20 protein-coding genes and 1 tRNA gene are annotated in these 19216 nt (G+C 60.0%); 6 read left to right on the top strand and 15 right to left on the bottom strand.

Translation table 11 applies throughout. The features are described 5' to 3' along the window. Positions 1-2 precede the first annotated feature (2 nt). The gene (locus tag BM225_RS01400; RefSeq protein ID WP_072706165.1) at positions 3-1004 is read right to left on the bottom strand and encodes a quinoprotein relay system zinc metallohydrolase 2; all 1002 of its coding nucleotides are present in this window, start codon (positions 1002-1004) and stop codon (positions 3-5) included. Between the two features lie 124 nt (positions 1005-1128). On the opposite strand from BM225_RS01400, the gene BM225_RS01395 reads away from it, so the two are divergent. Continuing rightward, positions 1129-1917, top strand: a complete 789-nt coding sequence (locus tag BM225_RS01395) for a quinoprotein dehydrogenase-associated SoxYZ-like carrier (RefSeq protein WP_072706164.1) — start codon at positions 1129-1131, stop codon at positions 1915-1917. Here BM225_RS01395 and BM225_RS01390 read toward each other — a convergent pair whose 3' ends face one another. The 6 genes from BM225_RS01390 to gfa all read right to left on the bottom strand — a co-directional run bounded on the left by BM225_RS01390 (position 1918) and on the right by gfa (position 7836). Then, positions 1918-2262 (bottom strand): hypothetical protein, encoded by a 345-nt coding sequence (locus BM225_RS01390; protein WP_072706163.1) that lies wholly within the window; start codon positions 2260-2262, stop codon positions 1918-1920. It abuts the gene before it with no gap. After that, complete coding sequence (locus BM225_RS01385; RefSeq protein ID WP_092463693.1) at positions 2259-2924, bottom strand: hypothetical protein; 666 nt, start codon at positions 2922-2924, stop codon at positions 2259-2261. The genes BM225_RS01390 and BM225_RS01385 overlap by 4 nt, the downstream gene beginning before the upstream one ends. A 47-nt stretch (positions 2925-2971) precedes the next feature. Next, complete coding sequence (locus BM225_RS01380; protein ID WP_072706161.1) at positions 2972-5230, bottom strand: hybrid sensor histidine kinase/response regulator; 2259 nt, start codon at positions 5228-5230, stop codon at positions 2972-2974. Continuing rightward, complete coding sequence (locus BM225_RS01375; protein WP_072706160.1) at positions 5227-6384, bottom strand: FIST N-terminal domain-containing protein; 1158 nt, start codon at positions 6382-6384, stop codon at positions 5227-5229. Before BM225_RS01375 ends, BM225_RS01380 begins: the two co-directional genes overlap by 4 nt. A gap of 2 nt (positions 6385-6386) precedes the next feature. Then, complete coding sequence (locus tag BM225_RS01370; RefSeq protein WP_072706159.1) at positions 6387-7100, bottom strand: response regulator; 714 nt, start codon at positions 7098-7100, stop codon at positions 6387-6389. 109 nt (positions 7101-7209) lie between these two features. Beyond that, on the bottom strand, positions 7210-7836 hold the full coding sequence (gene gfa, locus BM225_RS01365) for an S-(hydroxymethyl)glutathione synthase (protein WP_092463690.1): 627 nt from the start codon (positions 7834-7836) through the stop codon (positions 7210-7212). 241 nt (positions 7837-8077) lie between these two features. Between gfa and BM225_RS01360 the strand changes: the two genes are divergently transcribed. The 5 genes from BM225_RS01360 to BM225_RS01340 all read left to right on the top strand — a co-directional run bounded on the left by BM225_RS01360 (position 8078) and on the right by BM225_RS01340 (position 11995). Beyond that, positions 8078-8152: transfer RNA gene (locus BM225_RS01360), tRNA-Asn, on the top strand. A gap of 290 nt (positions 8153-8442) precedes the next feature. Then, positions 8443-9345 carry a siderophore ABC transporter substrate-binding protein gene (locus BM225_RS01355; RefSeq protein WP_072706158.1) on the top strand — a complete coding sequence of 301 codons (903 nt, stop codon included), beginning with the start codon at positions 8443-8445 and terminating at the stop codon, positions 9343-9345. Positions 9346-9352: 7 nt separating this feature from the next. After that, positions 9353-10300 (top strand): ABC transporter permease, encoded by a 948-nt coding sequence (locus BM225_RS01350; protein WP_072706157.1) that lies wholly within the window; start codon positions 9353-9355, stop codon positions 10298-10300. Further along, entirely contained in the window at positions 10293-11237 is a 945-nt protein-coding gene (locus BM225_RS01345) for an iron chelate uptake ABC transporter family permease subunit (RefSeq protein WP_072706156.1), read from the top strand. The genes BM225_RS01350 and BM225_RS01345 overlap by 8 nt, the downstream gene beginning before the upstream one ends. Beyond that, positions 11234-11995, top strand: a complete 762-nt coding sequence (locus BM225_RS01340) for an ATP-binding cassette domain-containing protein (protein WP_072706155.1) — start codon at positions 11234-11236, stop codon at positions 11993-11995. Before BM225_RS01345 ends, BM225_RS01340 begins: the two co-directional genes overlap by 4 nt. A gap of 7 nt (positions 11996-12002) precedes the next feature. Here the strand turns inward: BM225_RS01340 and BM225_RS01335 are convergent, their stop codons facing one another. The 8 genes from BM225_RS01335 to BM225_RS01300 form a co-directional block, all read right to left on the bottom strand. Continuing rightward, a complete protein-coding gene (locus tag BM225_RS01335; protein ID WP_072706216.1) occupies positions 12003-12350 on the bottom strand; it encodes an acyl-CoA thioesterase in 348 nt (115 codons plus the stop codon). Positions 12351-12540: 190 nt separating this feature from the next. Next, positions 12541-13659, bottom strand: a complete 1119-nt coding sequence (locus tag BM225_RS01330) for an NAD(P)/FAD-dependent oxidoreductase (protein ID WP_072706154.1) — start codon at positions 13657-13659, stop codon at positions 12541-12543. Next, on the bottom strand, positions 13656-15059 hold the full coding sequence (locus tag BM225_RS01325; RefSeq protein ID WP_245780389.1) for an FAD/NAD(P)-dependent oxidoreductase: 1404 nt from the start codon (positions 15057-15059) through the stop codon (positions 13656-13658). The genes BM225_RS01330 and BM225_RS01325 overlap by 4 nt, the downstream gene beginning before the upstream one ends. Beyond that, the gene (locus tag BM225_RS01320) at positions 15056-15358 is read right to left on the bottom strand and encodes a (2Fe-2S)-binding protein (RefSeq protein WP_072706152.1); all 303 of its coding nucleotides are present in this window, start codon (positions 15356-15358) and stop codon (positions 15056-15058) included. Before BM225_RS01320 ends, BM225_RS01325 begins: the two co-directional genes overlap by 4 nt. Then, positions 15342-16457, bottom strand: a complete 1116-nt coding sequence (locus tag BM225_RS01315; RefSeq protein ID WP_072706151.1) for an NAD(P)/FAD-dependent oxidoreductase — start codon at positions 16455-16457, stop codon at positions 15342-15344. The genes BM225_RS01320 and BM225_RS01315 overlap by 17 nt, the downstream gene beginning before the upstream one ends. Next, on the bottom strand, positions 16454-17254 hold the full coding sequence (locus tag BM225_RS01310) for an ABC transporter permease (RefSeq protein ID WP_072706150.1): 801 nt from the start codon (positions 17252-17254) through the stop codon (positions 16454-16456). Before BM225_RS01310 ends, BM225_RS01315 begins: the two co-directional genes overlap by 4 nt. Next, positions 17251-18099 carry an ABC transporter permease gene (locus BM225_RS01305; RefSeq protein ID WP_072706149.1) on the bottom strand — a complete coding sequence of 283 codons (849 nt, stop codon included), beginning with the start codon at positions 18097-18099 and terminating at the stop codon, positions 17251-17253. The genes BM225_RS01310 and BM225_RS01305 overlap by 4 nt, the downstream gene beginning before the upstream one ends. Further along, positions 18096-19160 carry an ABC transporter ATP-binding protein gene (locus BM225_RS01300; RefSeq protein ID WP_092463688.1) on the bottom strand — a complete coding sequence of 355 codons (1065 nt, stop codon included), beginning with the start codon at positions 19158-19160 and terminating at the stop codon, positions 18096-18098. The genes BM225_RS01305 and BM225_RS01300 overlap by 4 nt, the downstream gene beginning before the upstream one ends. Positions 19161-19216: the final 56 nt, after the last annotated feature.

The raw sequence follows: 19216 nt of genomic DNA, 5'->3' as shown, positions 1-19216 counted from the left end.
GCTTATTCCCACTCCAACTGCGTGTAAGCGATGGTCGCGTTGCGCGGAGTGAAGGTCTCGCACAGGTGCCATTCCTTGGACACTTCTTGCGCAACGGTCGTAGCGGCCTGATCCAGCCGCGTGCCTGCGGCCAGAGCTGCGCGGGTTTCGGCCTCTAACGCTGTCAGATACCGATCCAGCGGCAAATTATCCGGCGGCCAATCCAGAACCTCTCCGTGTCCGGGCACCATGTGATCCACATCTATCGCGATCAGATCGTTCAGCACCGCTTGCCAGCCAGAGATTGACCCATCCAGCGACGGGCAATGGTCATCGAACAACAAATCCCCCGCAAACAGCTGGCGCGCATCCGGCACGTGCACTGTCAAATCGGTCGGGGTATGTGCCAAAGGCCATGCCTGTAGCACCAGACGCCGGCGCCCAAGGTCAAGTTCCATCCGGTCTACAATCTCTAGATCAATTTCGGGCGACGCGGTTCCTGCGACCTGTGCCGCCCCCACCTCTTGGCCCATCCGAAGCATGTAGCTGTCCTGACGGTCTGCCAGAGCGCGGGCCAAACCCTCTCGCCCAACCACTTGCGCACCAGCTTCGGCAAAAACCGAAGCGCCGAGAACATGGTCGGGATGCATGTGGGTCAGGATAAGGTGGCGCACGGGCAAATCCGTGACCTGACGCGCCGCCCGCCAGAGCGATTCGCCCACCTTCCGCGTACTGCCCGAATCAATCACGGCGACTGAATCGCGGCCCACAACCACCCCAAGGTTCGCCACATCCCCCTTATTTTCGGGATTTGGCTCAGCGATTTCCCCGATATGCACGTACACATCCGACGCGATTTCTGTCAGCGACAGAGCGGGGCCTGCGGGCTGACAGAAAGCTTCCACATCGCTCTGCCATTCTGCGGCAAGGCTCTGGCATCCTGACAAAGTTTCCGCCTCGAAGCCTGGAACCAGCTGATCGTGACAGGCCCCTGCCACACACACAGTAGCGATCAATTCAAACATCTGCGCCTCCTTTGGCCCTTGGAAACAAGGGTCCGCGGGGACCGCCGCCCGCACCACACAGACTTTCGGCGGTATGAGAAACGCATGGCTGATCTGGCATACTTCGCCCCAAGGAGGAGCCCGAATGATCACACGTTGCCTAGCCGCTGCGTTGGCCTTGTCCATCGCCATGCCCGCGACCGCTCAGGATAATCCAATGCGCGACAGTCCCACGTGGACTGATCTGCAAGCGGATGTCATCGGTGAAATGACGCCGCTCGCGGCAGATGGCATGTTCCGGGTCGAAACGCCTGCCCGCGCCCAAGACGCCGGTACCGTCCCGATCCGCATCGTGCAAACTGATCCCGCGATGGCTGTCACTGCCGCCACCGTGGTGGTCGACGAAAATCCAGCACCAGTGGCAGGGACCTTTACCTTTGGCCAAGACATGCTGCCGCTGGATTTCGAGTTGCGCGTGCGTGTGAACCAGTACTCCAACGTGCGCGTGCTGGCAAAAACGCCAAACGGGCTGGCAATGGATGGCGGCTACGTCAAAGCATCAGGCGGGTGCTCGGCCCCTGCGACGCGCGATCCAGAGATGGCCAAAGTCGACATGGGCCAGATGAAGCTGCGGCAGTTCGAGCCTTTGGACCACAACCGCCGCGAAGCGCAGATTATGATCCGCCATCCCAACTACTCGGGGCTTCAGCGCGACCAACTCACGCAATTATTCATTCCCGCCCATTTCCTGAGCGAGATTGAAGTGTCTCAAGGTGACACGCCCCTGTTTTCCATGGAGGGCGGGATCTCGATCAGCGAAAATCCCGTGTTCCGGTTCATCTACACAGACAATGGCGAAGATGCGCTGGTGGTCACAGCGACCGACACCGAAGGCAACATCTGGCGCAACGTGCTACCCAAGTCGGGCAGCTGATTAAAAACAGATGACTTCTGCCTCGGCTTGCGCGCGTTTCAGATCCGCCACCAGAGCCGAGGCAGAGGCCGCACTCCGGAAGATCGCCATTCGCTCGCCGCCTGTCCGGCGCATGGACATGACGGTCTCGGCCTCGACATACTTGGCATATGGCAGGATCGTCGCGATTTGGTCGATTGAACAGGAGCACTTCTCAAGCGTTTGGCGGGTCTGCCCATTTGACGCCATGCAAGCAAAGACATAGTCCGCCCGCGCCGCCGTTGGATAATCGTTCAGCCGATCGGCCACGCTCTGCCCATAGGCAGGCAGCGCGGCCAAAGCCAGCAGCAGCGCAAGGCCTCTCATTCCGCATCCTCGATCGCGACAAAGCGAGTTTCAGAACGGTAGCCAACAGCGCTTTCGGGCGGCGTCACGGCGGACATCGACAGGTACCAACCAGGTACGGCATCCGACATCGCAACAATCAGTTCCAGATCCTCGAACCCATGCATCCGGTCCCGGTTCGGATCATCGGCAAAGGGCCGCATCACCACTGTTTTGACCGCGATGCCCGCACCATCCAGATCGGCCTGACCTTCCACCATTTCTGCTGCGCCCACGAGCGCCTCTTTCAAACGATTTCGGATATAGAATGGGCTGCCGCCCGCCGTCTCGGCCATGTCGCGGGCAACCGTTTCCGCAAAGTACATGATCATCGGATTTCCGATGCTGGCTGGAAAACTGCCCAGATTGCGGTGCTTTTCCTCTTGGCGAAACTCAAGGTTCGCCATCAACGCGTCGCCCTGTTCGAGCGAAAGGACGACATTTCCGGTGTCCCTTGCGGCCGTTTCTGGCTTGACCTTGTTGGTCACCTCGCGCCTGTAGACCAGCTTGTCGCCCTCTTCCATTTGCGAGAGCGTGCCCGATTTGAACAGCGTCTCATAGAGTGCGTTGCCTTCGAGAACAGCACCATATGCTGGTGCGCCCAAGGCCGCGATGATCGCCAATGAAAGCAGGTGTTTCCGCATAATTTAGTCCTCCCCTTACCCCAAGCCTATCTTTTGGCATGGGGCAGTCATTGCCGACTTTGGTCTGTGCCAGAGCGCGTGAGCGGCTCCATCGGATCACGGGTCAGCCACTCGATCAGGGGTCGTAATTTGCGCAGGCGCACCGGCTTTGTCAGCACGGGGATGCGATGTTCCGCGCCCATCTTGAGGAGGTGATCCCCACGATCTGCCGTGATCATCACCGCAGGCACGTGCATACCGGTCAAAGTCCGCACTGCATTGATCGCGTTGATGCCTGTATCGGTTTTGCCCAACTGATAGTCCGCAAGCATGATATCCGGCGGAATTCCCATGTCCCGCACATGGCCCAACGCCTCTTCGGTTGAACTAGCCCCAAGAACAGAAGCGCCCCACTGTTCTAGCTTCTTGATCATCGCAAAAAGCACGGCTGGATCGTCTTCGACCACCAGAACAATCAAGTCCATCGTGCTGGATTCGTTGGCATTTATCGGAACACGCTCTTCAATCGCTTCGGGCTGGACTGCCACCCGCTGCATACGAATGGAAAAGACTGAGCCGACATTCGGCTTGGACTTTACGCTGACGGTGTGCCCCATATGGCGGCAGGTTCTCTCGACTATCGAAAGGCCAAGGCCGACGCCGGACCCGATGGGCACATTGCCCGCGCGGGTGAACTCCTCAAAGATTTTGGACTGGTCCTTGAGCGTAATCCCGATGCCGGTGTCCCAAACCTCGAGCACTACGTCATCGCCCTTGCGTCGGCACCCGACCAATACGCGCCCGCCTGACGGAGTGTATTGGATCGCATTTACCACCAAGTTCTGTATCGATCGCAAGAGGTACACTGGGTCAGATCGGACAAAGACCATCGCGGTCACCACATCAAGACGCACGCCGCGCTTTTCCGCCACCCGCAGTTGGTCCTCGTAAACGCCTTGCATCAAAGTCCCGAGACACACGTTCGCAGGCTGAAGCGCACTGGAATCCGCGCTATCGAGCCGCGAAATGTCCAGCAGCGCGTGCAAGAGCTGCTCTGTGGAGGTGAAAGAGGATTGCAAGCGCTCGACCATGGGGTGAACGGTCGCCCCTTGGGTTGCCTCTTTGATCGTCGAGATCAGCAACTTCGCCGCATTGATGGGTTGCAACAGATCATGACTGGCCGCCGCCAAAAAACGGGTTTTGGAGGACACAGCTGCTTCTGCCGCCTCTTTGGCGACGCGCAACTTCTCTTCGACACGCGCCTTTTCCTCGTATTGTTCGCGCAGGCGGGCGTTGGCTTCGGTCAGTTCGGCTGTGCGCTCTGCCACGCGGTTTTCTAACATCTCTGCGGTGCGAATTTCGGCAGAAACGTCGCCAAGGTCCACGACAAAGCCCCCATCGGGCAGAACATGGGAATGCATGTCCAGAATGCGTCCGTTGGCATGGCGCAGACGCGACCTGAATCGCCCTTGCTTTTGCAAACGCTCCATCCAGAACCCAACGTCAAAGGCATCTTCGTCCTCGAACACCGCGTGGGACCGCACGTGCCGCACGATCAACTCCAGTTCTGATCCTGTCTGCAAGAGCGTGTAGGGCAGCCCAAGCAGCTGCCGAAACCGCTGGTTGTACATCTTGACCCGCCCGTCTGAGTCAAAGGTACACACGCCAGAGGTCATGTTTTGAAACACCGCTTGTAGATAGGTCGCCTGACGGTCAATGAGGTTCTCTTTTTCACTGCGGTTCTGGCGGACAATCCGGCTGATGTCGGTCAACAGAATGACGATGTTGTCCTCGCTCGTCCTCTGCAGGTTCACCTGAAAGAACCGATCGCCAATCAACTCGGCCACCACCGCATTGACCGCGGCCCCCACGGCAGATCGGCGCACCTGAGCCAGCGCCCCGAACAAGCGCCCATCTGTGCCGACCAAATCCTCGCTCGAGAGCATGGCCTCGATGTATTCATCAATCTCGAGTCCCGGCTGAATGCGCGCAGAAATATCCGGCAGCAGCATCTGGAACAGCTCGTTGCTAACTTCGAGCCGGCAGCGGTTGAACAGGGCAAAGCCCCCCTCCATTGCGGCCAGCGCACTGGTTAGGTTCTTGCGCGTACGTTCCCGTTCGATCCGGACATTGGCCAGCTCCGAGGTCGTCCGCTCCAGATCGCGCGACTGCTCCATCATCTTGGCCTGCATGGACACTGCCGACTGAAAGGTCGCGTAGGCCGAATTCCCCAATTCGTGCTGGTGGTTCATCCGGCGGATCAAGGCGTCGATGATCTTCGCCTGCTTGCGGATCTGCTCTTCGGGCGGGTCAGAGGGATTGATCAATGCAAATCCTCCGGCGTGTGCTCAAAGAACGCGATCCCAACAAACGTCTGGTTCACATGCACCCCACAATGCTGTTCGCCATAGGTGTTGAAACCCAGCACATTGTGCTTGCGGAACATGGCAGAGACATCGTCCAACATGCCCTTTTGCGTGAACTCCAGCTTGCGCAGGATGCAGTCGAACCCAAGGATGAAGTCCGGCCGTTGTCCCATCGGACCTCGCAAATCGAGCCCCGTATCCAGCGCATTGATAATCTCTGTTCCAGTGCCGAGCGTCAAAATAAGCCCGTCATCAATCGCCCCCATAAACGAAAGCCCGTGATCAGCCTCGACCGAGTGGATCGCGCGGACATGGAACTTGGCATTTTGGCGCACCAGCACAGGGTTTTCGGCAAACACCTCTGGCGACAACTGATCCACAGCGACCCCGATCTTGCGCGAATATTCCAGCGCGGCGGGGGCGCCGTTCAACTCCAGCACCACCCTCTCTTCGGGGATGGCACTGGTGACGACCATCAGTGTTTCTGTAGGCAAGAAGTGGTCAAATCCCACGCCCGTGAAATCGAGCGCCGTCTCAACCAGCAGGACCAGAGCCGCGCCAGAATGGAACTGCCCCCCATAAAGCACAGAGGTTTCTTGAAATTGCAGCCCGTCCCCAGCCGATCCACCGTAGATCGGGATTTCACCGAGGCACAGTTGCAGGGTCGAGGCCAGCAAGTCTTCGGCCTTGGAGACACCATCACACAGAACCAGACCGAACCGGCGCCAGCCCGCTGTGCGTTGAAACTGGGTTTTGATCCGATCAATCTTCTGGCTGAGCTCCTGCATCGGAAAATCGCGCAGATGGTCAATAAACATGGATGCACAGCGGAAATACCGACGCGGAAAGGCGATCAGCATCAGCGCGCCTGTCTCGTAGCCTTCGGGTGTGATTTGGCCTGCGGTCGTACAACCGAATACGGGCACACCGCCCATTTGGCGGTCGAGTTCGCTGGCCAATACTTCCCGATCCAGATGGTCCGGCACAAACGCCATAACAAAACACGTTGCCCGTCGATCCACTTGGGCCACTGCCTCGGTGACCGCTTCTGTCGCGGTCGAGGCGCGCGACAGAGCGACGCGCACAAACCGCGCGGTGTCTCCTTGGTCCAGCATGATTAGTGGGTCAGGAAAGCAAGCGCATCCGGATCCGTGGTCTGTCCCGCCGCCAAAGAGCTTTCCATCATCATAGCCGCCTGCGTTCGGTTCTGGACGCCGAGCCTACGCAGGAGTGCAGTAATGTGGGCTTTGACCGTCGCCTCCGCGAGACACAGCTCATATGCGATCTGTTTGTTCGCCTTGCCCGAACAAATCAGACGCATGATTTTCTGCTGCTGCGGGGTTAGCTCGTCTAGTTTGGTCCCAGTGCCCGCCCCCTCGCTCGGCAGGGTGTCTTCGGCCTTCTGATAGGCGGTCGGCACATAGCGTTCCCCTGCCACGATCGACCCAACCACCTTGCGCAGCACGTCAGAGCACGCATCTTTGGGCAGAAATCCCGCCGCACCCTTATCCATCAGGGCATGGACGACGTCGGTTGACGTCAAAGACGAAATCACAAGGATCGGCAAATCCGGCATCCGCTCGCGCAGGGACAAAAACCCAGATATCCCGCGAACATCCGGCAATTTCAGGTCGAACATCACCAAGTCAGGACGAAACCCGTCATCCAGAGCTTTGAGCGCCGCACGCAAGGACTGAGCGGTCTCGATCCGGCAGCCAGGGTATTCATTCCGAAGGGCTGCGCCCAACGCGTCACCGTATAGCGGATGATCATCTACGATTAGGACAGACCCCACCTGTCCAGTCGACACAGTCACTGGTTCCTGAATCATTAAACTTCCTCCCTATGCGGAAGGGTACCCCATGATTCTTCAAACGCATCAAAAAAAGCGCCATGTTTTTAGCAAAACTGTGATCACCAAGCGGTTAATGACCATCCACTTAGGCAGAAACTCGCTCACCCTCTGACCGGCGACGGACGTATGCGTGATGCGAAATAACATCCATAAGATCCGGAGACAGACAGTCATACGGCTCTAGACCCAAGGCGCGGAGCTGCCGCCGAAGATGCGGCATTTGCTCTGGCGGAAAGCCTGCTTCGACCACGGAACTCACGTATGCCGCGAACGACGGCGCTGACCAGCCTATATCCGCAGACAATTCCGTATGAATAAAGTCGAGCCCGTAAAACCCGTGGCTCTTGCTTTCAATCCGGCCCACCAGATGAACACCGCAGTCGCGACAGGCGTAGCGCTGGATCACTGCCGCCGGATCTACCAGCCCGAGCTTGTCCGCATTCTCCACAACATGCACGGCATTCCGGGGCACCACCGCGATTTGGGAAAAAAGAGCACCGTCAGACTTCCAGCACCGACTGCACCCACATAGATGGTTGTGCTGGCTTTGCGCATTTATCTGCACCAGAACCGGACTGTCATGACAGTGACAGCGCAACGTCCCCCCTTGAAAATCGGGCTTATCGTCTTTGGCCTGCGCGGCGCATGGATGGATGACGCGGCTTTGTCCGTCAAAGGCATGAAGTGCCGTTTCCCTGTCGTACCGTCCCATCTCTATCTCCTTGGCTGCTCAAGGTCGTGGGTACAGACTGCGGTTGCGCCCCGCCTTGGGCAATTCAGCATAAAGTATTGGGCCAACCGATTGGCAGCGACCGAAGCAACTGCGGCAATCGGGGACAGAGCCTTTTTCACGTTGCATCAAACACTTACAGCAGCCCACAAACATTTTCCAATTTTCTCGAATTTCCGCTTGCGCCCGTAGAATGCTGTTATTATACAGCGCCCTACAGTGTTCCGGCGTAGCTCAGCGGTAGAGCAGTTGACTGTTAATCAATTGGTCGTAGGTTCGATCCCTACCGCCGGAGCCACTGAAAATCTCCCAATATGATGATGCATAGGCCCGCGCGAGCAGGGCCTTTTTTGTTTCTGCGCACCGTCTTGGCCGCGCGGCTTTTCGTCAGTCGCCCCAGCTATCCCTTTAGACCTGCTCGATTTTCCGGTCGAACGTTCATCGCGCGTTCGGGCAAGGACGCTTTTCCGACGGCTCACAAAAGTTTTCCTTGCGCTCCCCGCATTCCTAGTATTTCTGTCGGAAATTAAAGGTGACAATATTGATCAACTTTAACCCGTGATTTTCTGATCCACCCAGGAGCTTTGCATGAAACCCCTCTTTGCCGTCCTCGCCATGACCGCCCTGCCCGTCTCTGCCATTGCTGAAACTGTCGAAATCGACACCGCAACCGGCCCGCAGGCTGCGCCGCTGAACCCAGCGAAGGTGGTGGCTCTTGATCTCTCGGCCATCGACACACTGGACGCGCTCGGGGTCGAAATTGATGGCATCCCCAACATCACGCCGCCCGCCTATCTGGCCGACGCGTTTGATGGTGTCGCGACCGTGGGCACCCTGTTTGAGCCAGACTTCGAAGCGCTGGCCGTCATGGCCCCTGACGTCGTCTTCGCGGGGGGCCGCTCGCAGACCGTCATTCCCGCGCTAGCCGAAGTTGCGCCGACTTTGGACATGACCATTGATGCGACCAAGTTGATTGACGACGCCAAGTCGCGCATCACCGCATACGGCGCGATCTTTGGCCTGTCTCCCGAAGCGCAGGCTCTGACCCAAGAGCTCGAAGCCGCTCTGGCAGACGCTAAGGCAATGGCCGAGGGCAAAGGCGACGCGCTGATCCTGATGACAAACGGTGGCAAAGTCTCGGCCTACGGAGACAAGTCGCGTTTTGGCTGGCTGCACACCGCTGTCGGCATTCCCGAAGCCTATCCCGATGTGGCCGACGGCCGCCATGGCGAAGCGGTATCCTTCGAATTCATCGCAGATGTTGACCCCGACTGGATCTTTGTTGTCGATCGCAGCGCTGCGATTGGCCAAGAAGCCGAGGCTGCAGCTGTCACACTGGACAACCCATTGGTCGCTGGCACCAAAGCAGGTCAGAACGGACAGATCGTCTATCTGGATTCCGCACCGCTTTACCTTGCGGGTGGCGGCGTGCAGTCGTTGAACCACACCCTGTCCGAGATCATGACCGCCCTGCGCGACTCGAACAGCTGAGTTCAAAATGCGCGGCCCGCTCTTTGCCAGCCTTGTTTTCGCGTGCCTCGTTGTTGCCAGTTGCCTGATCGGCGTGGCTGGACTGTTTGATGGTGCAATTGACCAGTCCATGCTGCTCGCGGTCAGCCGCCTGCCCCGAACCTTTGCGGCATTGCTCGCCGGTGCGGGGCTGGCCTTGGCAGGTGTCGTGGTCCAGATGAGCGTCCAGAACCGGATGGTTGAACCAGGTCTGGTCGGCACACCCGAGTCTGCCATGCTCGGCCTGCTCGGGATTACCCTGATCGCGCCGGGGGCGGCGCTGATGACCAAGATGTCGGTGGCCGCGGCCTCGGCATTGATGGGCACGCTCGGATTCTTGGCACTCGCTCGGCATGTGCCGCGGCGTGATCCGGTCCTCTTGCCGCTCGTTGGTCTGATTTACAGCGGGATCATTGGGGCCGCCGTGCTCTGGATCGCTTGGACCACGGACCTATTGCAATTCATCGGAACATGGCAAAGCGGCGAGTTCTCTGGTGTTCTTCAGGGGCGGTACGAGTTGCTCTGGATTGTCGCCCTGATTGCGGGCCTGTTGTGGTTGGTGGCGGATCGCATCACGCTGCTTGGACTTGGCGAAGACGCGGCGCGTAGCCTTGGGTTGGATTACCGGCAGACGCTGCTCGCCGGGTTGGTGCTCGTGGCTGTGATCGTATCGGTCGTGGTGGTCAGCGTGGGGTCAATCCCCTTTGTCGGACTGGTGGTGCCGAATATCATCTCACGCTGGCGCGGGGACAATCTGCGGCGGAACCTGCCCCTGATTGCGTGGGCTGGCGGCAGTCTGGTTTTGGCCTGTGACATCTTGGGCCGTGTCATCCGTTACCCCTATGAAATTCCGGCAGGAACGGTGTTTGCCGTGCTTGGCGCAGGCATGTTCCTGTGGCTGCTGCACGCCGCTCCGCGAAAGGCCAGCCATGGCTAAAATTCGTTTCCTTTGTCTGATCGCCGTCTTCTTTGGGGTCTGCGCACTGTTTCTGCTGTGGCAGCTGCGTGATCCCAAAGCCCTGATCCTAAGCCTGCGCCTGACCAAGCTAGGTGCGCTGGTCGTCGTGGGTGCAGCAGTTGGTGCAGCGACGGTCGTGTTCCAAACCATAACCGCGAACCGCCTGCTGACACCCGGCATCGTGGGCTTTGACGCGCTCTATATCTTCTTGCAGACGATGCTTGTCATGACCCTTGGCGGGACCGGCTATGCAACCCTGCCGCAATTGGGGCAGTTCGGGGCAGAGATCGTCACGATGGTGGTCACGGCGCTCTTGCTTTTCGGCCTGATGCTCCGGCGCGGGACCGAGGATATGCTGCGGCTGATCCTGACAGGCGTTATTCTTGGGGTCCTGCTGCGCGGGCTCGCCGGTCTGGCGCAGCGGTTGCTCGACCCGAGCGAGTTCGCCATCGTCCAAGGTGCCAGCTTTGCCAGCTTTGGCGGTGTGGACAAAACCCAGCTGTGGATTGCGATGGTCCTTCTAGCGGTGACGTTGCTGTTCGCGATGCGGCTATCGCGACAACTGGACATCGTCGCCCTTGGTAGAACGACGGCACGTTCGCTGGGCCAAGAGTACGACCGCGTGGTTCTGGCGTCTCTCGCGCTTGTCGCGCTGCTGGTGGCGGTCTCGACCGCGTTGGTCGGACCGGTGACATTCCTTGGGCTTTTGGCGGCAAGCCTGGCTTATGCCTTTGTTCCAACGTGGCGGCATATCTACCTGATCCCCGCCGCCGCGCTGATCGGCGCATCCATTCTTATCTTTGGGCAGTTCGTGTTCGAACGCCTGCTCGGGCTCCAATCGACCCTCGCGGTGATCGTCGAGTTCGCGGGCGGCCTGCTCTTTCTTGCCCTCGTCCTAAGGAGGTCCCCCCGGTGATCACTCTGGAAAACGTCAGCGTTGAAAAAGACCGCACACCCATTCTGACCGATATCTCGCTCTCCTTTGGCGAGGCGGGGATCACCGCCCTGATCGGTCCGAACGGCGCGGGGAAATCCACCCTATTGCACAGCATGTCCGGCCTACTGACCCCGACCAGTGGCCGGGTCAAAATCGACGGGCATGATCTGGCGAGCCTGCGGGCCCCAGACCGCGCGCGCCTGATTTCGCTGCTCGCGCAGGACGAACGGGTGACCGCCCGCCTCACGATTGAGGATCTGGTCTCCTTTGGCCGCTGGCCGCATCACCACGGACGTCCCACGGCCCACGACCACGAGGTGATCGCCGAGGCGCTAGAGACCTTTGACCTGATCAGTCTGAAGTCGCGCCTGATCGCGTCCTTGTCTGGGGGACAACGCCAGCGCGCATTTATCGCAATGGCATGGGCGCAAGAGACGCCGTGGCTCTTGCTGGACGAGCCCCTATCCGCGCTCGACCCTCGGCACACCCGCGATATCATGGACCGCCTTCATACCCTGTCGCGCCCCGGTCCGAACCAGCGCAGTGTGATCATTGTGCTGCACGATCTGGGTGTCGCGGCGCGCTATGCGGACCGGATCATCGCTCTACGCGACGGCCAGCTGGTCACGACCGGGCCGAAATGGCTGTCGATGACCGGCACGATGCTGAGTGATTTGTTCGGTACCGGCCTGTCGGTCGCCGAGATTGACGGCAAGCAGACCGTAGTCCCCGCTTAAAGGACCCTTACTTCGGGTCCTCCTGCAGCGGCAAAGCCCGCGAACGTCCCTCATCGTCGAGCGCCACAAAGGTGAAGGTCGCCGCTGTCACCTTTTCGCGGGCCAATTCAAAGCGATCGCGGCGCCACGCCTCGACGTAAATCTTCATGGATGTGCGGCCCGTAGACTCGAGCTTGGCAAAGAGCGAGACTTCATCGCCCACCTTCACTGGCCGGTGAAAGCTCATGCCCTCGACCGCGACGGTGGCGGATCGTCCGCGCGCAATCCGCGCCGCCATATTGCCCGCAGCAAGGTCCATCTGGGACATCAGCCACCCGCCAAAGATATCCCCCGCGGGGTTTGTATCTGCGGGCATCGCGATGGTCCGGATTTCCGGTTCGGTATTTTCAAGGCTGACGGTCACGGCGCATTCCTTCACAGGCAAAGAGATCAGCAGATCTGATCCAACCAAATAAATTCGCCGTGCTGTCTAACAGAATAAACTGAAATGACGACTGCTATTTTCGTACAGTCGCGAGGACAAGCGCCTCATTTCTGGACATTTTTCAGGTGTTGGGCGGGGCGAACCGATCAATCGCAAAAGCCGAAAGATCGAATTGCGTCGCGCCTGTCTCGATCAATCCAGCCATCGTTTCGCCCGTACCGGGTCCCATCTGGAACCCGTGCGCGCTGAAGCCAAAGCTGTGATACAGCCCGTCGTGCAGCGCAGAGGGCCCGATAACGGGAATATCGTCGGGCATGCGCCCTTCGACCCCCGACCAGCTGCGGACGATGGTTGCGCCGCGCATGATCGGAAAGATGTCCATCGCGGTCGCGGCAGTATTGCGCAGCTCTGGGAACAGCATTTCGGATGTGTTGGTCGCTGTGTCTGCGCGGCCTCTGCGTCCGCCCCCAATCACCACTGTCCCGTTGGGCATTTGTTTGAAGGACAAAGGTCGCCCCGTGGCCCCCACGACGGCATCGCAGAACTTTGGCAAACGTGCGGTGACGATCATCATCGGAGCAATCGCTTCGACCGGCGCATATTCCCCAAGCGATCCGGCCAAGGCCCCTGCCCAAGCGCCCGCCGCATTCAGAACTTTGGGGGCTTGGTATATGTCTTGGTCCGTGGTCACGGTCCAATCCGTCTCGCGCTTCAGGCTCAGAACCCGCTCGCCTTCCTTGAACACCACACCCGCTTGCGTCGCTTTGCGGGCAATCGCAGTGGTGGTCCAGAAGGGCTGCGCGAACCCGTCACGCAAGCTCGCCAGCCCGCCAACCACGTGATCGGCGACAGCAGGCAAGTAGTGGCGCACCTGCGGCTGATCCAGAATGGTTTCGTGGTAAAACCCCATCCGGTTCAGCGTCTGAACCCGCGCACGGTGACGGTCCAGCTCCTCTTCATTTTCGGCGACCTTGATCTGCGGGGCGATCTGAAACCCGCAATCTGCCCCAAGCATGTCTTGCAGCCCGTACCAGATCTCCATCGAATGTTGGGACAGTGGCACCTCGGCCAGATGTCGTCCCAACCTGCGCACGCCGCCCGCGTTCACCCCGCTGGCGTGGCGGGCGACCGTATCTTTTTCGATCACGATAACGGACATGCCCCTTAGGGCGGCAAACAGGGCCGTGCTCGACCCATGAATGCCGCCCCCGATCACGATCAGATCGGCGGTCTGGGTCATTTTTGTGCCACTTCGAGCGGTTGGAAATTTGCCAGCTCTGACAGCGGGATCGGTTTCAGCGGAGGACGGATACGATAATAGCCCGTCTCGTCCATCGAGGCTTTGCGCCGCTCTGCGATAATGCTGGCGACCACAAGCCCGCAGACACGCCCCTGACAGGGCCCCATGCCAGATCGCAAGAAGGATTTCACTTGGTTCGGGCCGGGCGCGCCAAGGTCGACGGCCTCTTGGATCGCACCAGCGGTCACCTCTTCGCAGCGGCAAACAATGGTCTCTTTGGCGGGTTTCACGAATTGCGGCGCGGGGGCGTACATCGCCTCTAGGAATGGGCGCACGGCGCCGTCGCTGGCCAGCGCAGCCTCCAAACGGTCCACCCGCTCCGGCAGGGCTTTGCCTTTTTCCTGCGCGATAGCTAGCGCCACCAATCGGCCCATGAGCGCCGCCGATTTCGCTCCGCCAATGCCCGCTCCGTCGCCCGCCACATACACGTCAGGGACCGAGGTTTTCCCCTGCCCGTCCAGTACCGGCCGGAAACAGTGTTGCGAGGCGTCCCACTTGTGATCGCAGCGCAGAAGGCGCGTGACCTGCTGGTTTGGCACGACACCCTGATGGAGGGCGATGTGATTGCTGTGTATCGTGTGCTCTTTGCCCTTGGAGATAAAGGTCACGCTCTCGGCAACCTCGCCGCCGTTGATCCGCACGTTCGTGGCTGCATTGTAGATCGGAATCCCTGCGCCGCGCACTTGGCGAATCATAGACAGACCCTTGGTCAGGTAGCGATGCCCCTTCAACGCCTGCAGGATATGCGGCATCGCCTGCGCCATGCGGCCCTTCGGCGTGGTTTCTACAATCGCCTTGGGCGGCGTTCCGGCAGAAATCATCTGCGCCGCGACCAGCCACATCAACGGACCAGAGCCGACCAGCACAGCATCCTCTTGAACGACGCCAGAGGCTTTGAGCAGGATTTGCAGCGCGCCAACGGTGGTGACGCCCGCCAAGGTCCAACCGGGCATGGGCGACGGGCGCTCTACCGCGCCGGTGGCTACGATAATCTTGTCCGCGATCAGCTGGCTGGAGCTACCATCGCGGCTCAGGTCCAACATGTTGTCGGTCGAGATATTCCAAACCGTTGTGCGCGGCAGGTAGGTCACATCTGACGCGCGCAGGCTCTGGGCCAAGGTCCGGCCAGCCACATAATCCCGCCCAAGAATACCGTCACGGAACGGCGTCCCGTTCTCGATATTGCGGTAGATCTGACCACCAAGGGACTGGCCTTCGTCCAAGAGGGCGACGCTCAGGCCCGCTTTGCTGGCGGTGACGGCGGCGGCCATGCCTGCGGGACCCGCGCCGATCACGGCGACGTCGACTTTGGTTGGCTCCATCGGGGAATGCTGTGTCATGCGCTGGCCTCCAGAACTTCGGGGGCGCCTTGCTGACTGCAGACAGTCAGCCCTTCGGTCACGGGGACTTGGCAGGCTTGGCGGTTCGGGACGCCGTCCACCTCGACCAGACACTCGAAACAGGTGCCCATCATACAGAACACACCGCGCGGTGCACCGCTGACCACGCTACTGCGCAGGATATCGATCCCTGCAGCGGTCAGCGCAGCGGCGACGGTATCGCCGGATTGGGCCGTGACGGTCTGGCCGTCAAAGGTGAACTGCACGGGTTCGCCCGTGTTCTCAATGCGCTTGGCCATGGAACCTCCTGGCAGAAAAAATCTCGAAATCGGGCTCAAGCTTGCCCGCAGCAATCATCGGCGCGAGCGCCATCGCGTGGGCCCCCGCCAAAGTCACACCAGAGTGGCAGTTGACCGAGAACGCGCCTTTGCAAGTCTCGCTCTCTTGGTAGATCGGAGCGCCATCGGGGCTGAGGATACGCACCGCACCCCAGCTGCGGACGATTTTGAGCTTGGACAAAATGGGGAAGCAACGCACAGCATTGCGGGCCAGATCAGAGATCACCGGCGCGGTCGAGCGGTCGGAATAGCCGGTGTGTTCGTGGCTATCGCCCATCATGACCGTGCCCTCATCGGTCTGGCGGATCACATGGGTCGGCATGTTCAGGAACGGGTCAACCCGTTCGGTCACAAGGATCTGCCCCTTTTCGGGGTGGATTGGAATATCAAGGCCAAGCGACTGGCCAAGCGCCTTGTTCCCATGCCCTGCGGCCAGCACGATCTTGGCCCCGCGATAGGTACTGCTGGCGGTCTTGGCGACATAACCGTCGCCATCTTTGGCCACCGACAGAACCGGTCCGTCAGAGGCATAGGTCGCGCCCAAGGACTTCAGCCCACCATGCAGGCCACGCAGCAGACGCAACGGGCTGGTGTGCCCGTCATGCTGCCCATACGAGCCACCGACCACGTCAGGCCCAAGTCCGGGGATCATCTCGTCCAGCTGCTTGCGGTCTAGAATTTCCGCCCCGTAGCCCAAAGCGCCGTTCACGTTGTGCATCCGGTTGTTCAGGGCGCGGGCTTGATCCAGTTCCTCTTCGCTCAGGCACAGGTGGACACCACCCGCCTTGTGATAGTCGGGGTTTACACCACTTTGCTGCTCTAACAGGCCCGCGAATTCCGGCCAAAGGTCGGCCGAGCGGCGGGACCAGCGGGCGTAGTCAAACAGATTCTTGCCCTTGGTCTGCACCCAGACCAGTCCGAAGTTGCCGCGGGACGCGCGCAAGGCGATGTCCCCTTCATCGATGACAGTGACGGTCTCGCCTTCGCGGGCCAATCCCCACGCCACGGCCGCCCCGACCAGTCCGCCGCCCACGACGATTGTGTCGACTGAGGCGCTCATTTCTTGCCCTCCCCGATGAGCAGGCGGTCCAGACCGTACATGCGGTCCACGGCCACCATGAGAATGATGGTAAAGATCACCGTCAGCGCAGACACAGAGGCCACCAGCGGGTCGGTCGTCTGGGTGATATGAGAGAACATGCGCACCGGCAGCGTGGTGGTCGCCGGGTTCACGATAAAGACGGTCACGGTCAGCTCGTCAAAGCTGGTGATAAAGGCCAAAACCCACCCCCCGATCACGCCCGGCAAAATCGACGGCAGCGTGATACGGCGAAAAATGGTCCAGTTGCTCGCACCAAGGCTCTCGGCTGCGCGGTCCACGGTACGGTCCAGACCGACCACAGCCGCCAGCACCAGACGCAGGATAAACGGCGTGATGATGATCGCGTGGCACAGGACCAGACCGGTAAAGGTGCCGTTCAGGCCGAACAGGCTAAGGAAGCGCAGGAACGCGATCCCCAACACCACCGTCGGCACCATCAGCGGGGACAGGAACAGGGCTTGCAGGGCCTCTCGGCCTTTGAACTTGCCTTGACCGATGGCGAGCGCGGCCGGCACGGCCAGAACGCTTGCCACGGTGGCCGCAACGATGCCGAGCTTCAGGCTAATCCACGCCGCTTCGATGAAGTCGGGGTTGTCGAGGATCGCTTGGTACCAGCGCAGCGATATGCCGCTTGGCGGGAACTCGAGGAAGCCTTCGGGTGTCAGCGAGACGCCCATGACGACCACGATCGGTGCCAGCATAAAAGCGCAGAACAAGATGTTGAATACTTGGGAGAAACGACCGTTCTGGTTCATTCCAAAGCCTCCCCGTAACGGCGCTCGACCAGACGGTTCCACGCCAGCATGATCACCATGACAGAGGCCAGCAGCAGCATGGCGATCGCCGCGCCAAGGGGCCAGTTCAGGGTGTTGAGAAATTCGTCATAGACCGTCGTCGCTACGACTTTGACACGGCGTCCACCTAGGATCGCAGGGGTCGCAAAGCTGCTGGCCGCCATCGAAAACACAATCAACGAACCGGACAGAATACCGGGGATGACCTGCGGCAAGACAATCCGGCGAAAGATAGTAAAGGGACGCGCGCCAAGGCTCTCTGCCGCCGCCTCGACTGCGGGGTCTTTGCGTTGCAGGGCGGCCCAAACGGCCAGCACCATGAAGGGCAGAAAGACGTGGGTCAGCGCCAGAACGATGCCGCCCGAGGTGTACATCATCTTGATCGGGCGTTCGATCAGACCCCAGTTTTGCAGGGCCGAGTTGATGACCCCGTTGTTCCCCAGCAGGATCGCCCATCCCAGCGTCCGTACCACCACAGAAATCAGCAGCGGGCCAATCACGATCAGCACCACAATCGAGCGCCACGCGGGGCTCAGGCGGTACAGGATATAGGCTTGGGGCACACCGAGCAGCGCACAGAAAAACGTGGTCGCCAGCGCGATGGCAAAGGTGCGGCCAAAGATCTCCCAGAAGTAGCTGTCGGAAACGACCTCGGCGTAGTTCTCCATCGAAACGGTGTTTTCGATGCCGGTGTAGAACCCGAAGGAGTTGAAACTGAGAAAGAAGGTCATGCAGAGCGGGACCAGCAGCAAGACGCCAAAGAGCGTCAGCGCCGGCGCGCTCATCATCCATGGTTTTTCATTCATGCCGCCACCTCATTCAGGGGCAGGATGCGCATGTGTTCAGGGGCCCACGACAGGTGCACGGTGTCGCCAATCTCGGCTTCGCGGCGACCGGCGTTGCGGCGGATGACCAGCATATCGCCCAAGGGGGTCGCGACGTTCATCATCCATTGTGCCCCGAGGAAAATACGCTCGCGCACGGTGCCGGTGATCACGGCTTCAGCGGCATCGACAATCTCGATCCGCTCGGGGCGGACGGCAACTTCGACGGTGCCAGGCGTCAGATTCACAGTGGGGCCTGTCAGGGCGCGGCCACCGATCAGCAGTTGCGACGCGGTCGGGCTAACAGATTTAAGTTCAGCCTCGAAGTTATTAGATTTGCCCAAGAATGTGGAAACAAAGCTCGTGCGCGGACGCTCGTAGACTTCGAAGGGCGAGTCCTCTTGCTGCAGGCGGCCTTTCTCCATGACCAGCACGCGGTCTGACATGGCCAGCGCCTCGGATTGGTCGTGGGTTACCATCAGGGTGGTCACGCCGGCTTCGCGCTGGATGCGGCGCAGTTCAAGCTGCATCTCTTCGCGCAGCTTCGCGTCAAGGTTCGACAGCGGCTCGTCCAAGAGCAGAAGCTCAGGTTCGATCACCAGCGCACGGGCCAAGGCCACACGTTGACGCTGGCCGCCCGACATGGCGCGAGGATAGCGGTTTGCCAGATGTCCCAGATGGACCAGTTCCAAGGCATCGGCCACACGGCGCTTGCGCTCGGCCTTGTCGACATTCCGCATCTCCAGACCAAAGGCGACGTTTTCCGCAACGGTCATGTGCATGAACAGCGCGTAGCTCTGGAACACGATGCCAAGGCCGCGGTCCCGCGCCGGGATCGCGGACAGATCACGACCTGCAAGCTTTATCTTGCCCATGGTCGGATCTTCGAACCCTGCGATCATTTGCAGGGTGGTGGTCTTGCCGCAACCGGAGGGGCCAAGCAGCGAGACAAAACTGCCCTTTTCGACCGTGAAGGTCAGGTTATCGACGGCGTTGGTCTCACCATAAGTTTTGGTCAGGCCATGTGCTTCTAGGAATGCCATCCGGTCCGCCTTTCTTTTGTTCGATGGGTGGGGTGGGACCCGCCCGAAAGCAGGCC

The organism is Donghicola eburneus (assembly GCF_900115865.1).
Lineage (GTDB): Bacteria > Pseudomonadota > Alphaproteobacteria > Rhodobacterales > Rhodobacteraceae > Donghicola > Donghicola eburneus.
This window is presented reverse-complemented; position numbering and strand designations above follow the sequence as displayed.